The sequence below is a fragment of the Coriobacteriaceae bacterium genome (assembly GCA_025757745.1).
Taxonomy (GTDB): domain Bacteria; phylum Actinomycetota; class Coriobacteriia; order Coriobacteriales; family Coriobacteriaceae; genus Collinsella.
The window spans coordinates 1,442,800-1,455,982 of record CP107217.1 but is presented as its reverse complement, the minus strand read 5'-3'; the positions used below and the strand labels follow the sequence as shown (position 1 = coordinate 1,455,982).

At 60.3% G+C, this 13,183-nt stretch carries 12 protein-coding genes; 6 read left to right on the top strand and 6 right to left on the bottom strand.

The genetic code is table 11. The features are described from left to right. Nucleotides 1–170 precede the first annotated feature (170 nt). Nucleotides 171–983 carry a transposase gene (locus OGM60_06280; GenBank protein ID UYI98503.1) on the top strand — a complete coding sequence of 271 codons (813 nt, stop codon included), beginning with the start codon at nt 171–173 and terminating at the stop codon, nt 981–983. A 655-nt stretch (nt 984–1,638) separates the two neighbouring features. Here OGM60_06280 and OGM60_06275 read toward each other — a convergent pair. From OGM60_06275 to sufC, 5 genes are read right to left on the bottom strand one after another with little or no spacing between them, the layout of a single operon-like run. After that, complete coding sequence (locus OGM60_06275) at nt 1,639–2,073, bottom strand: SUF system NifU family Fe-S cluster assembly protein (protein UYI98502.1); 435 nt, start codon at nt 2,071–2,073, stop codon at nt 1,639–1,641. Beyond that, on the bottom strand, nt 2,066–3,391 hold the full coding sequence (locus OGM60_06270) for a SufS family cysteine desulfurase (protein UYI98501.1): 1,326 nt from the start codon (nt 3,389–3,391) through the stop codon (nt 2,066–2,068). Before OGM60_06270 ends, OGM60_06275 begins: the two co-directional genes overlap by 8 nt. Beyond that, nucleotides 3,388–4,659, bottom strand: a complete 1,272-nt coding sequence (locus tag OGM60_06265) for a SufD family Fe-S cluster assembly protein (protein ID UYI98500.1) — start codon at nt 4,657–4,659, stop codon at nt 3,388–3,390. Before OGM60_06265 ends, OGM60_06270 begins: the two co-directional genes overlap by 4 nt. Then, complete coding sequence (sufB, locus tag OGM60_06260) at nt 4,659–6,071, bottom strand: Fe-S cluster assembly protein SufB (protein ID UYI98499.1); 1,413 nt, start codon at nt 6,069–6,071, stop codon at nt 4,659–4,661. The genes OGM60_06265 and sufB overlap by 1 nt, the downstream gene beginning before the upstream one ends. A 12-nt stretch (nt 6,072–6,083) precedes the next feature. Then, a complete protein-coding gene (gene sufC, locus OGM60_06255; GenBank protein UYI98498.1) occupies nt 6,084–6,884 on the bottom strand; it encodes a Fe-S cluster assembly ATPase SufC in 801 nt (266 codons plus the stop codon). Between the two features lie 224 nt (nt 6,885–7,108). On the opposite strand from sufC, the gene OGM60_06250 reads away from it, so the two are divergent. The 5 genes from OGM60_06250 to OGM60_06230 all read left to right on the top strand — a co-directional run bounded on the left by OGM60_06250 (nt 7,109) and on the right by OGM60_06230 (nt 12,148). Further along, nucleotides 7,109–7,540 carry an Rrf2 family transcriptional regulator gene (locus OGM60_06250; protein UYI98497.1) on the top strand — a complete coding sequence of 144 codons (432 nt, stop codon included), beginning with the start codon at nt 7,109–7,111 and terminating at the stop codon, nt 7,538–7,540. A gap of 8 nt (nt 7,541–7,548) precedes the next feature. Beyond that, a complete protein-coding gene (locus OGM60_06245) occupies nt 7,549–7,836 on the top strand; it encodes a nucleotidyltransferase domain-containing protein (GenBank protein ID UYI98496.1) in 288 nt (95 codons plus the stop codon). Next, nucleotides 7,823–8,242: an HI0074 family nucleotidyltransferase substrate-binding subunit gene (locus tag OGM60_06240; GenBank protein UYI98495.1), complete on the top strand. Its 420-nt coding sequence runs from the start codon at nt 7,823–7,825 to the stop codon at nt 8,240–8,242. Before OGM60_06245 ends, OGM60_06240 begins: the two co-directional genes overlap by 14 nt. A 128-nt stretch (nt 8,243–8,370) precedes the next feature. Next, nucleotides 8,371–10,149: a hypothetical protein gene (locus tag OGM60_06235; protein ID UYI98494.1), complete on the top strand. Its 1,779-nt coding sequence runs from the start codon at nt 8,371–8,373 to the stop codon at nt 10,147–10,149. 202 nt (nt 10,150–10,351) lie between these two features. Continuing rightward, nucleotides 10,352–12,148, top strand: coding sequence for an AAA family ATPase (locus OGM60_06230; GenBank protein ID UYI98493.1), 1,797 nt, complete (start codon nt 10,352–10,354; stop codon nt 12,146–12,148). Between the two features lie 9 nt (nt 12,149–12,157). On the opposite strand, the gene OGM60_06225 is transcribed toward OGM60_06230, so the two are convergent. Beyond that, complete coding sequence (locus OGM60_06225; GenBank protein UYI98492.1) at nt 12,158–13,177, bottom strand: glycosyltransferase; 1,020 nt, start codon at nt 13,175–13,177, stop codon at nt 12,158–12,160. Nucleotides 13,178–13,183 lie beyond the last annotated feature (6 nt).

Below are 13,183 nucleotides of genomic sequence, written 5' to 3'. Positions count from 1 at the left end.
TTGGTCAGCTTGCGGAAACGTTGCATTGTTCGACCTGCGCTGAAGTGCCGTTCGCCGGTTGTTTACTGCCATTTGCCGTGCGCAGATGCCATTTTACGTGTTTGTTTTGATTGCACGCTTCAATCGTGGTGTATTGGAAGGCGCAAGTTGATTCCGCTGAAGGGGGTGCCGTGCAGCGCGTTTGGAAAACGATCACCGGTTTTTACCATGTTTGTGCCCGCGGTATGGGCGGGCAGTTGATCTTTGAGAGCGACGAGGACCGGTGGGAGTTTTTGGAACTGATGCGCGACTGCTGCCGCGATGCCCAGGTGACGATTGTGGCGTGGTGTCTCATGAGCGACTACGTGGATCTGGTGCTTTTGGATTACGAGGACAAAATGAGCGCTGCTATGCAGCGGCTACTGTTGACGTATGCTCGTCGGTTCAATAAGCGTACTGGGCGCGCGGGCTGCCTATTTCGTGAGCGTTTTGAGCGCCGCTCGCTCGATACCGACTGGCAGGTGATGGAGGCTATTCGCTCCGTGTGCGCCAATCCGCAGGTGGCGGGCATTAGCCTAATCGAGCGTTATCCCTGGAGCAGCTTTGCGGAGCATCTGCGCGCTTACGACAGTGATGCGGGCGATGCCAAGAGGGGATTTTCCGATCCTTCTTGCGTGCTTGAGCTTTTTGGTTCTGCCAAGGCCTTTATTGCCTATTCGCTTTCGACGTTCGACGACGGCGAGTCGGCGATGCCCGATCTGGAAGAGACGGAGTGGGAACGCCACGCCTTTGCCGACAGGTTGGCGAAGAGCCTCGGGGCTCCGCTACACGGGGTTAAAGCCGCACCGCCTGCGCAGCGTGATACCGTTATTGTTGGATTGCACGATGCCGGTTTCACGGTGCGCCAGATTGAGCACTATACCGGGATTGGCAAAAGTACGGTTTCTCGTATTGTGCGGACCCGTACGGGGGCGGCGATGCGGGCTGGCGGAAACGTGATGTAGGGCTGCCTGTGCACCGCGGCTGGGGTCGTTCATGCGCCGCAACCTGCGTTCTAAATGCTTGGTACGCTGACTGCGCTTCTTGATATGCATAGAACGATTGCCGTCTTGCATAAAAATACGGCTCAGTCCGGTTTCACCCGCGCCTACCCCCGTCCACACCGTGCAAAAAGCGGAGTTTTCAGCATCGTGGTGCTGTCGGCACCGTCGTAATCTTGAAATATATGGGTCCCGAAGCCATTTATGCCTGCCGATGTGCCTCCAAAGCGCATGCTTGTGACCCCTGAGACCACGATGCTTGTTCTAAAACGATATAAAAGGGTGCCTGGAGACGTTGATTAACGCTTTCAATGCGTATACACGCAACTTGGCGTGCTGAAAACTCGCAAAAATGCACGCCGCACCCTATGGGACCCGTCTGTGGCGGGCGCGAAGCGAACCGGAGCCCAGCAGGACTGGGCATGGGGCGTTGCTTGGGGTGCCCGTGGCTCTGGCGCAAGCCTTTGGTACGGTGAAAAACGCTCGTGTTTGCGGTTGGCCGTGCGATAAATGACAGACGGGGCGCGGACGCATGAGCTGCGTGTGCGCTCGTTATGAAAAACCGAGCCGCCCGTATCGGGCGACTCGGCAATCAAAATCCTTGGATTTGGGGCATTCGCTACTGGTTAGCTTGCCCCTCGAGCATGCCGTCGAGGGTGCGCCAGGCGAGCTCGGCGCATTTGACGCGGGCAGGCATGTGCGAGATGTCCTGGAGCTGGGCGGCCTCGTCCAGGTCTTCCAGGTCCTCCTCGGAGAGCTGCTCGCCACGGATCATGGCGAGGAAAAGCCCTGCCAGACGACGAGCCTCCTCGACCGTCTCGCCGGTGATGAGGTCGGCCATGATATCGGCGCTGGCCTGGCTGATGGCGCAGCCGTGACCGGTAAAGGAGGCCTCCTCGATCACGTTGTTCTCGACACGCAGCTGCAGAGTGAGCTCATCGCCGCAGCTGGGGTTGATGCCGTCGTGCTCGTGCGTGGGGGCATCCATCTCGTACTTGTAGTCGGGGTGCGAGTTGTGCTCCATAAACGTGGTAGAGGTGTACAGATTACCCATTGAACGTGCTCCAAACGTGATGCAGGCCGGCGATGAACTTGTCGATATCGGCCTTGTCGTTGTAGAAGGCCACGCTGGCGCGGCAGCAGGCAAGGTTCTCGACGCCCAGCCAGGTGAGCAGAGGCTGCGCGCAGTGGTGACCGGCGCGGATGCAAACGCCGTCCATGTCCATGATGCTCGCGACATCGTGCGGGTGGATGCCCTTGACGTTAAAGCTGACGACGCCGTGGTGGTTGTCCCAATAGATGGAGCCGATGATCTGGACAAAGTCGAGCTGCATGAGCTCGCCCATCAGGTAGTGGACGAGTGCCTTCTCACGGGTCTGGATGTTTTCGTAGCCTACCGTGTTGACCAGGTAGTCAAGCGCCGCGCCCGTGGCGAAGATGCCGGCGGCGTCCTGCGTGCCGGCCTCGAATTTCTCGGGGACGGGCGCCCAGACGGCGTCCTGCTCGGTGACCGAGTCGATCATCTCGCCGCCGGTGAGCATGGGCGGCATGGCGTTGAGCAGGTCCATCTTGCCCCACAGCACGCCGATGCCCATGGGGCCCATGGCCTTGTGCGCGCTAAAGGCAAAGAAGTCGGCGCCCAGATCGGCCACATCGACCGGCATGTGCGGCAGCGACTGCGCGCCGTCGACGACCAGATAGCCGCCGTACTTGTGCACGAGCTTGCCGAGATTCTTGACCGGGTTCTCGACGCCCAGGACGTTAGAGACCTGACCCACAGCCAAGATCTTGGTCTTGGGGCCCACCTTGGACAGAACCTCCTCGGTCGTGAGCTGACCGGTCTTGGTGGGGTAGAGGTAGACGAGCTTGGCGCCGGTCTCGCGGCAGACCTGCTGCCACGGGATCAGGTTAGAGTGGTGCTCCATGATGGTGATGACGACCTCGTCGCCCGGCTCGAGGACCGTGGGCGCAAAGCTCTTGGCGACCAGGTTGAGCGACTCGCTCGTGTTGCGGGTGAAGACGACCTCGTTGGCCTGGGGGGCGCCGATGACGTCGGCGATCTGCTGGCGCACCTTCGCGATGGCCTCGGTGGCCTCGACGGACAGCGAGTACAGGCCACGCAGGGGGTTGGCGTTCATGCGCTGGTAGAAGTCGCGCTCGGCGTCGAGCACGCAGGCGGGACGCTGCGCGGTGGCGGCGCTATCGAGGAAGGCGATCTCGGGGTGCTGCTGGAACAGCGGGAACTGCGCCTTGTAGGGGTTGGTCTCGATGTCGACGGTAGGCCAGCCGCGCGAGGCCTCGTCGCTGGCGTCGAGCTCCATAGGCTCCGGTGCGGTACAGGTGTCGCATTTAACGTGCTCGGTGTCGATCATGCGAGCTCCTCCTCAAAGTTGTCGATCAGGTTATTGCCCAAGCGGACGACGGCAGCGCGGGTGCGCTCGTCAGTGGCGGAAAGCGCGGCGTCCTCCAGCTTGGCGCGGATGAACAGGTCCTCGGCGGCGTTTTGGTCAAGGCCGCGGCAGGCGAGATAGAACAGCTGCTCGTCACGGACGTGACCGATGGTGGCGCCGTGGTTGCCGGCGACGTCGTCCTCGTCGCAGAGGATGACGGGAACGGTCTTGTTGTCGACGCCCTTGTTGGCCAGCAGCACGGTTTCGCGCTCGGTGCCGGTTGCGCCCTTGCAGCCGTGCACGAGGTCGATGGTGCCGCGGTAGACCTTCTTGGACGTGCCGGTCAGCACGCCGTTGGCGTCGATCTCGCACTCGGTCTTGCGGCCGCGGTGGCGCAGCTCGTAGTTAAAGTCGCGCACCTGCTCGCGGGCGCCAAGGTAATCGGTATCGATCGTTGCCTTGGCGGTGTCGCCCAGCAGGTCGCCGGCAAGGCCGGTGGCGCTGGCACCGGCACCCAGGACGGTGTGCTGCACGTTGACGCGCGCGCCCTCGTCCAGGAACAGACCGGTGTCGTCGAGCGCGATCCAGCTGTCATCGAGCGTCTGCGTGCAGGTTACGTTGACAGTGGCGTACTCGTAAGCGCACACGCGTAGCACGGAGCCCACGACGCCTTGGCCGTTGACGGGGGAGTCTAGGGCGATCTGCAGGTCGAGCGTTGCCTGCGGGCGGGCGACGACGTCGATAGCGGCGATGGCCGTGGCGGCGTCGACACCGCTCACGCGCACGGTAACCGTGGCGCGTCCGTACGCGGGCACATCGATGACGACGCGCTTGGTGGCGTGATCGGCCAGATAGGTGTAGGCGGCCTCGCCCATGCCGGTCTCGAAGGCCTCAGCGGGGGAGAGCTCCTCTTCGAGCTTGATAGCGCCGGCCTGGTAGACGGAGGTGGCGGGCACGTCGAGCTCGGTCTCGGGCGTGATGCGGGCGCGGTCGACGGCGTCGCCGGGGGCGGAGGCACGGCGCTCGGGGAAGCGCTCGGCCATGGCGTCCATGGCGGTATCGAAGGCGTCGGCCGAGCCGGCAAACTGCTCGTCCAGGCCCTCGACCTCAACGGCCTCGGCGGGAGCGGCGGCAAGTTCGTCCGAAAGCTCGAGCTTGGTCTGGTTCATCTTGAGCCAACCCCAAGTGGCGGCCGGCATAGCGTTGACCTGCTCGAGCGTGGTAGCAGCGGTGTTGGTTTCCTGTTTCATTATCCGATCGCTCCTTCCATCTCGAGCTTGATCAGGTTGTTCATCTCGACGGCGTACTCAAGCGGCAGCTCCTTGGAGACCGGGTTGGCAAAGCCGTTGACGATCATGGTGCGGGCCTCTTCCTCCGATATGCCGCGGCTCATCAGGTAGAACACCTTGTCGTCGCCGATGCGGCCGATGGTGGCCTCGTGGCCGATGTCGACGTTCTTGGCGCGGATGTCCATGGCGGGGATGGTGTCGGAGCGGCTCTGGTCGTCGAGCATCAGCGACTGGCAGCTCACGGTTGCCTTGGAACCCTCGGCCTTAGGCGTGGCCACGATGGAGCTACGGAACGTCTGGATGCCGCCGCTCTTGGAGATACCCTTGGTCTCGACGGTTGCCGAAGTGTCGGGCGCGTTGAGCACGACCTTGCAGCCGGTATCGAGGTTCTGGCCGGCGCCGGCAAAGGTGATGCCGGTAAAGCTCGAGCGGGCGCGGCGGCCGTTGAGCACGCTCATGGGGTAGAGGTAGCCCACGTGGCTGCCGAAAGAGCCGCTGATCCACTCGATGTCGCCGTCCTCGTCCACGCGCGCACGCTTGGTGTTGAGGTTGTACATGTTCTTGGACCAGTTCTCGATGGTTGAGTAGCGCAGGTGCGCACGCTTACCCACAAAAAGCTCCACAGCGCCGGCGTGGAGGTTGGCCACGTTGTACTTGGGCGCGGAGCAGCCCTCGATAAAGTGCAGGTCGGCGTCGTCCTCGACGATGATGAGCGTGTGCTCAAACTGGCCGGCGCCCTTGGCGTTGAGGCGGAAGTAGCTCTGCAGCGGAAAATCGAGCTTGGTGCCGCGGGGCACGTAGACAAACGAGCCGCCCGACCACACGGCGCCGTGCAGTGCCGCAAACTTGTGGTCGGTGGGCGGGATAAGTGTCATGAACTTCTCGTGGATGAGCGGCTCCCACTGCGGGTCGTGCAGGGCCTCCTCGATGCCGGAGTAGACGATGCCCATCTTGGACGCCGTGTCCTGCATGTTGTGGTAGACGAGCTCGGAGTCGTACTGCGCGCCGACGCCCGCCAGGTAGCTACGTTCGGCCTCGGGGATGCCCAGGCGCTCAAAGGTGCTCTTGATGTTGTCGGGCACCGACTCCCAGTCGTGCTTTTGGTCGGTGTTGGGTTTGACGTAGGTGACGATGTTGTCCATGTCCAGGCCTTCGATGGAGGGGCCCCACGTCGGGTCGGGGAAGCGGTTGAAGATTTCGAGGGACTTTAAGCGCAGGTCGAGCATCCACTGCGGCTCGTCCTTCTTGGCGCTGATCTCGCGCACGATGTCGGGCGTGATGCCGGCGTCGAGGCGCTCAAATCCCTCCTCGCCATAGGTGAAGTCGTAGAGGCTGCGGTCGATGTCCGCGACCTCGGTGCGGTTCTTGGTCATTGCGTCGCCCCTTTACGCCTGCTGCTCGGCAGCGGCGGCCTCGGCCTGGGCGCGCTGCTCGGCGGCCTCGCGCTCGAAGGTCTCAAAGCCGTTCTTGTCGATCCAGGGGATGAGCGAGGCGTCGTCCTCGCGCACGATGTGGCCCTTGACCATAACGTGGACGCGGTCGACATCCAGGTGCTCCAAGATGCGCGTGTTGTGCGTGATGATGAGCATGGAGCCGTCGCAGCTCTTGCGGTAGGCGTCCATGCCATGACTGACGGTGGACAGGGCGTCGACGTCCAGGCCGGAGTCGGTTTCGTCCAGGATGGCGAGCTTGGGCTGCAGCAGCAGAAGCTGGAGCATCTCGACCTTCTTTTTCTCGCCGCCCGAGAAGCCCACGCCCAGCTCGCGGTTGAGGTAGGCGGTGTCCATGTTGAGCTCTGCCGCGAGCTCCTTGACGCGCCGGCGGAACTCCTTGCCCTTCATCTCCAGGCCGGGGCGGCCGGCGATGCTGGCACGCAAAAAGCTCGACAGCGGCACGCCCGGGATCTCGACCGGGGCCTGGAAGCTCAGGAACAGGCCGGCGCGCGAGCGCTTGTCGGTGGTGAGCTCGGTGATGTCCTGGCCGTCAAAGACGATGCGGCCGTCGTTGACGGTATAGACAGGGTCGCCCATGACCAGGTGGCCGAGGGTGGACTTGCCGGCGCCGTTGGGTCCCATCAGCACGTGGGTCTCGCCGGCGGCGACGTTGAGGTTGACGTTGTGGAGGATGGTCTTCTCGTCCACGGAGGCGGTCAGACCTTCGATGGAAAGCAGCGGATTCGCACTCATGCTGTCCCTCTCTGTATATGGTGTACTCATAGGTGTACTAAACCCTAGGAATCTTCTCGGAATAAAGTTACTATGGGTTCGGCGTTAGTCAAGGGAAAACCCGACTAATCCACTCGACTTTTCAAATTCTGGGACAAAATAACCTGTTGTGTTTGTCCCATTTACTTAAGATTTGGGACAAACAAAGCTGGTTATGTTGTCCCAGATGCGATGGGAGGGTAGGTATGCTCATTTCTTCCAAGGGCCGCTATGCCCTCCGGCTGATGATCTATATCGCGGCGCTCGGTGATGCCGAGGGCAAGATTGCCTTGCGCGAGGTTGCCGACCGCGAGCATATCTCGCAAAAGTATTTGGAGCAGCTGGTTCGTCCGCTTATGAAGGCGGGCCTGCTTAAGAGCGTGCGCGGCAAGGGCGGCGGCTACATGATGGCCAAGGACCCGGCCGAGGTGCGTGCCGGCGACATCCTGCGCGCCGTCGAGGGCAGCACGGCTCCGGTGGCGTGCGACGGCATCGACAACAGCTGCACCCGTAGTGATCTGTGCTCAACGGTCAAGTTCTGGCGCGGTCTGGACGACGTGATCGAAAAGTATGTCGACGGCGTGACCCTGGCCGACCTAGCCGCCGTCCCCGAGATCAACTTTGAGATTAAGCTGTAGGGCTGCAAATGGCATCTCTCGACAAGGTGTACAAGCAAATCGAAGATTTTGCTCGGGAATGTGACGCCGAGAAAGTTGTGCTGTTTGGGTCTCGCGCTCGAGGCAACAACTTGCCTAAGAGCGATATTGACATCGCCGTAGCAGGTTGCCGGGATTTCGGCCGTTTCTCATATTTGATCGAGGAGCGTCTTGATACTCTTTTAGATGTAGATGTCGTCAATCTCGATGAGTCCTTATCGCAGCAATTGCTCGATGAAATTGCCAGGGATGGTGTGATTCTGTATGAAAAAATATGAGAACTTTGCCAGCGCCTTGGCGAATCTTGAGGATGCGCCCAATCAGGATCTCAACAATGATTTTGTTCAGAGTGGATTGATTAATAAGTTCAATCTTCAATTTGAACTGAGCTGGAAGCTCCTTAAGCGTCTGCTCGAGTATGAGGGTGCCACGCTTGCCGCGTCGGGGTCTCCTCGTGCCATCTTGAAGGAGTCCTACCGATTCTACGACTTTATTGATGAGGCAGCCTGGCTAGATATGCTCAGAGACCGCAATACGAACGTCCATATCTACGACAACAAGCTCGCTCAAGATTTGATTCAGCGCATCTTGGACGTCTATATCCCTGCTTTCTGCCAGTTGAGGGACGGGCTGATGGAGCGTTACGGCGAGCTTCTGTTGGCGCCTGACGACCAGTTTGTTTAATTCCTTAAGATTTCGCGGAGGGTTGTTGCCGTTTACCGAGGGGTTGTTGTGCAACAACGGGCGAGCTGGGATACTTAGATTCATCTTTGCAAACTGCACTTTAACTACACCAATGCAGGGAGGATCTTATGCAGCCCAAGCATTCCGCGATTGTCGCGGGCCTGACGTTGGCGCTTTCGTTTGGCGCCGTTTCCGCGCCGGCACCCGCCGCTGCCGAGGAGCCCACGCCGGGCGTTGCCTCGGATGCCACCGATATCGATAAGGGTCTCTACACCCAGCAGTCCTTCTCGGGCGTGCTGAGGTCGGTCCAGGGCGTTTCGTTTGTCAACGTGACTCCCGAGATGAAGTACTTTACCAAGTACGAGAGCCATGGTAACTACAACCAGGGATTTTCGTATGGTGACGGCTATAACGCACTGGGTTACTATCAGTTTGATCGCCGCTGGTCGCTCATTCCGTTTATGAAGCAGGTTTACAACTACGATTCTGCCAAGTACAGCATGCTCAAGGATGCGATTGATCTCGGCGGCGAGATTTCCAACGCGAGCAATGCCATGTACGAGAAGGGCCAACTTACCGAGCTGGGCCGTATTGCGCAGGAGGCCTTCCAGGGCGCTTATAACACCGATCCTGTCGAGTTCTCGGCGCTTCAGGACGCTTATGCGTACAACTCGTACTATGCGGTGACCGAGGCGTGGCTCAAGAGCGCTCTTGGCATTGACATCTCCGGCCGCGCCGATTGCGTCAAGGGCATGGTGTGGAGCATCACCAATATGTGCGGCACCGGTGGTTGCAGGGATTTCTTCCGTTGGGCAAATCTTTCCAACGATATGTCCGACCGCGAGTTTGTGACGGCGCTCTCCAATAGCGTGGTCAACAACGTGGCGACCAAGTATTCGAGCCAGCCCCAGTATCATGAAGGCTGGAAGAACCGCTACCGCAACGAGCTAAAGGACTGCTTGGTTTATATCGCTGAGGACGAGGCTGCCGCCGCGACGCCCGTGCAGCCCGAGCCCACACCGGCGCCCTCGCCGACACCTGATTCGAATGACGACTCGAGTGACGATGCCAACGATGACAGGATGGATGCGCCCTCGACCGATGCTGACGGTAATGGCTCTGCTGGTGGCACTACCAACGACGGCTCTACCTCGAACGGCTCCAATTCGAACGGCTCTGCTGCGGGCGATTCGTCTTCAAGCTCTGTCGGCAATACGGACAGCGACGCTTCTGGTTCGACCGACGCTGACACCTCTAACTCATCCACCGGCTCGAGCGATTCGTTCGTTGACACCGGCTCTAACAACGGCTCCGGCTCTGACGCAACCCCTGATTCCGATGCTTCCAAGGGCGACTCGAATAAAGCGCCGGACGCTCCCGTTGCTTCGCCGGACAAGAAGCCCTCTTTCTCCGAGCAGCTTGGTTCTACGCTGGGTTCTTCGCTGATGGCTGGCGTCAATAACGGCTCGACCCAGAACAAGGACAACTCTGATCAGGTTTCCACGGAAAAGACCGAGGCCGCAAAGGGCGACTCCAAGGACAAGGCTTCCGAGAAGACCGAATCTGATAAGGGTTCTAGCTCTGAGGAGAAGGACGACAAATCTGCTCAGAAGAAGGACGAGAGCAAGACCGAGGGCGAAAAGAAACAGCCCGAAGACGACGACAAGAGCGGTGCTGACAACCAGGCCCAAGAGCAAAATGACTCCAAGACGGTGACCACTACAACCACGACGACTACAACGACCAAGTCATCTGGCGGTAACATGCCCAAGACGGGCGACCTTATCGTTATGGCGAGCCTTGCCAGTGCAAGCTTGGCCACACTGGGCGCTACGTCTATCGTAAGTGGTAAGCATAAGCTCGATCAGCAGAAGAAGGCTTCTGGGGAGGACGGCTCGGAGGAGTAGCCTCTTGGTTGCTAGATAACTAAAGAGTTGGGACGGGGTCCGGTGCGAATGCATCGGGCCCCGTTTTGTTGTGCAACGATTAGTTATGCCCCCTCATACCTCTTGTTGCTACCGTTGCCCGATATGTTCGCGCGGCGTCGTCGGTACGCGCGAGGCGGTCATTACAATTGGCATCATGCTGCGATTTAAGGGGAACGTTGCGATGTCTGAACAGGCAAATAATGGTTGTGCTGCCGACTTTGGCGTGCGTCTAATCGGCTGTACCGACGATGCGGTTTTGCCCATCAGCATGCACGGCTATGCGGAGGCTCTTGGTTGCTGCACACTGGTCGACAAGACGATGCTTATTGCCGATGTGCTGGATTGCGAAGCGCCCGTTATGGCGTGCTGCCGACCCGAGGGTTTTGGCAAGAGCATGAACTTGTCGATGCTCAAGGCTTTTCTGGAGCGTCCCGTGGTCGGGCAGGTCGATCGGGGCCTGTTTGCTGGTTCCCAGATTTGGGATGCGGACGGCGGGCGCTATAGGAACGAGTACGCTTGCTATCCGGTGATATCGCTGGACTTTTCTGGCGCTGCGAGGCGTGGTGCCTCTGTTGTCGGCGTCGTGCGTGATGCTCTTTCGGGCGAATGCGCTCGCTTGATGCCACTCTTGGAAGCTCCGGATTTAGCACGAGACAAGGTACGTCACATCGAACGCGTTGCGCGTGGCGTGGCGAGCGCGGACGAGGTTGACTCGGTGCTCGGTGTACTCATTGAGCTGCTGGAGATGGCCTGCGATGAGCAGGTTGTATTGCTCGTTGATGGGTACGACGCGGCGTGGTCGCCCAGTGCGAGCGCGAGGGACGCTTCCGGCGCCGGTCCGGCGGAGCTGCTCGATCGCGTGCTGTTCGACGCCATTGCCACCGCGGGCCATTCGCTACGGTTGACGTGTCTGATGGGGGAGCGTCCCGGTCCTGCCGAGGAGGCGCTTTCTTCGCGCAGCTGCTCGTATCGTCTTTCGACGCCCCTTTCGACGTGGTGCGACCGTTGGTTCGGCTTTTCGGATGCCGAGGTCGAGGCTCTGTTGAGTCATGCCGGACGCGAGGAATACCTGGATGAGGCGCGTGAATGGCTCGAGGGATATCGGTTTGGCAGGACCTATTGCTCGAGTCCGGCGCGTGTGATCGGTTTTCTGGACCGAGGCTGCACGGCGCCTGTGCGTGCCGACCTGTATGGGTATGCCGATTGCCTAAGTAGGGTAGTTTGTGACTGGAATCTTGACTGCCTTTCGGCTCTGTTCAATTTGCTCGAGGCCCATGGATGCGTTGAGGTCCCGCTTTGTTTGGGCGCTGCGGGGCCAGAGGCCTCGTCTGATGATGGCCTGTGGACGGCGCTGTATTTGTCCGGTTTCCTGACGACGGATATGACTGAGGAGCCGGAACATGGCAATCGCCTCCGTGCTCTGCGGTTGCCCAATAATGAGCTTCGCCAAGCCTTGCGTCTGGTAATTATTGAGTGGTTTGAGTGTGTTGCCGAAGACACTCGAGACGTTGATGCGTTTCGCGACGGGTTGTGCCGTGGGGATGAGGATGCGGTGAAGCGGGCGTTAGAACGCATCCTGGGAGATGCGGGAATCGGTGCGAACAACCCAGATGCGCAGCTGCCATATCACCTGCTCTTGCAGGGACTCTGCTTTGGATTGCCGGGCTATGCCAATCCTGCCTCGAGGCGAAAGCGTGGCGCGGATCGCTGGGACATCCAGGTATTTCCTACGGGCACCGTGTTTGACGTGGCAGACACGGTCGGCATGCTCGACGAGCGTCCGCTGATAACGGTCAATATGATGTTTGACCCCGGTGTGAACGCGCTGGGCCTAGAGCTACTGGCCGTTCAGGCGCTGCTCGACATAGAGCGCGACGGTATCGACAAGATTCGCGTACCGCGACCCGGTGTGGGCCGCATGCGCTGGGGATTCGGGTTTGACGGGTGTCGTGTGGCAGCGGTGTGCCAGCGGCTGTAGGGGTGTCAGCTACTCTGCGTCCTTCATGGGCGGCATGGGCTCCCAGTCGGGATCCTTGATAATCTTGCGAGCATCTTTCATGCCACGGCGCAGCGCCGGGATGCCGGTCTTAAAGCACTTATCGACCGCTGCCAGACGAATGAACTCCTTGCAGAAGGTCGCGGCATTGCCCAGACGGAACAGGATGGGGTGGTAGTCACCGTAGATCTGCATGTAGCGGGCCAAAAAGCCGCGATTGCGCATGATGTAGTAGCGGTTGGTGTCGCTCGTGGAGTTGAGCTGGCGTTTGCCGGCGATGTCCCAGTTAGAGACGGCGCGGGCGCGCCTGAGCACCACGTCGGCAACCACGGCGGCGGGGAAGTGCTGGCTCGCAACATAGCCGTAGCAGGCATCGTCGCCGTAGATGAAAAAGCGTGCATCGGGCAGGCCGATCTTGTCGACTACGCGGCGCGAGAACAGGCCGCCTTCAAAGCACAGCTGGTTCATGGCGCGGTAGCCCTCGGGGCCCAGGTCCCACTTAGCGATGGGGTTGGGGATACCAAGCGAAAGGATGAGCTGGTACTGCCAAAAGAAGGCACCGCCGTCGAAGTCCAGGCGCGAACCCTGGATAACGTCGTAGCGGTCGGTCCACTTGGCCAGGCGCTCAATGCCCTCGGGGATGACGAGCACGTCGTCGTCCATCACCCAGAACCACTGTGCGCCTAGGTCATAGGCGCATTTGGTGCCGGCGGAAAAGCCGCCCGCACCGCCGCCGTTTTCGAGCTGCGGGGCGTAGATGACGCGGTCGGTGCCACCCTTTGCGTCGGGCTGGTCGGTGTCGATGCCCCACAGCTTGGCGAGGCGCTCGTTGAATGCGACGCACATGGCTTCGGTCTCGCGCGAATTCTCATTGTCGACAATCACGATGCGCCAGGGCGCGGCCGTGAGCTCGGTCATAGATTCGAACAGGTTGGCCAAGAGCTCCTGGCGCTTGTACGTAACGACAACGATGGCGAGCTTATCGATGGGAGCGGGAAGGGTGGAAGTCATGAACGA